Annotated in this window: 2 protein-coding genes; both read left to right on the top strand. The window is 62.4% G+C overall.

Annotated features, from left to right (window positions below; all coding sequences use genetic code 11):
• Positions 1 to 51 precede the first annotated feature (51 nt).
• The gene (locus RY1_RS30810; RefSeq protein ID WP_245820010.1) at positions 52 to 198 is read left to right on the top strand and encodes a hypothetical protein; all 147 of its coding nucleotides are present in this window, start codon (positions 52 to 54) and stop codon (positions 196 to 198) included.
• A 24-nt stretch (positions 199 to 222) separates the two neighbouring features.
• The coding region (locus RY1_RS29285) for a helix-turn-helix domain-containing protein (protein WP_245820009.1) at positions 223 to 643 on the top strand (421 nt) is incomplete at its 3' end.

Genomic DNA, 643 nt, shown 5'->3' with positions numbered 1-643 from the left:
TAGTGCGGCGCGCCTGAAGTCATTGGGCGGTCTGGTTTGGTTCAATTACTCATGCGCGCCGCACCGTTGTTGATTGCCGATCCCGACGGTGCCCAGCTCCAGAAGTGGGTGCGATCGACGACGAAGGCAGGGTTGGTCCAGCGTGCGAGGATCGTTCTGCTGGCCGCCGATGGCGTGGCGCATGCGGAGATCGCGTGACGGTTCTCGATCTCGCGTCAGACGGTGATCAACTGGCGCGCCCGGTACGAGCAGTTCGGGGTCGACGGGCTGTTCGATGAGGAGCGATCGGGACGTCCCCGCACCCTCGACCGCGACTATTTGATCTCGGTGACGTTGACGCCGCCACCGGCGAAGTACGGCGTCACGCATTGGAGTTCGAGATTGCTCGCCGATCACTTGAAGATCGGGCGCGCTACCGTCGCACGCGTGTGGCGTGAGCACGGTGTTCAGCCATGGCGCAGTGAGACATTCAAGTTCTCGACCGATCCGGAGTTGGTCGCGAAAGTCACCGACATCGTCGCCCTCTATCTCGAACCACCGGAGAACGCGATCGCGTTGTGCGTGGACGAGAAGTCGCAGATTCAGGCATTGGACCGCACCGCACCGACGTTGCCGATGCAGATCGGGATACCCGAGCGACAGA

Source organism: Rhodococcus yunnanensis NBRC 103083 (assembly GCF_001895005.1).
GTDB classification, from domain to species: domain Bacteria; phylum Actinomycetota; class Actinomycetes; order Mycobacteriales; family Mycobacteriaceae; genus Rhodococcoides; species Rhodococcoides yunnanense.
This window is presented reverse-complemented; position numbering and strand designations above follow the sequence as displayed.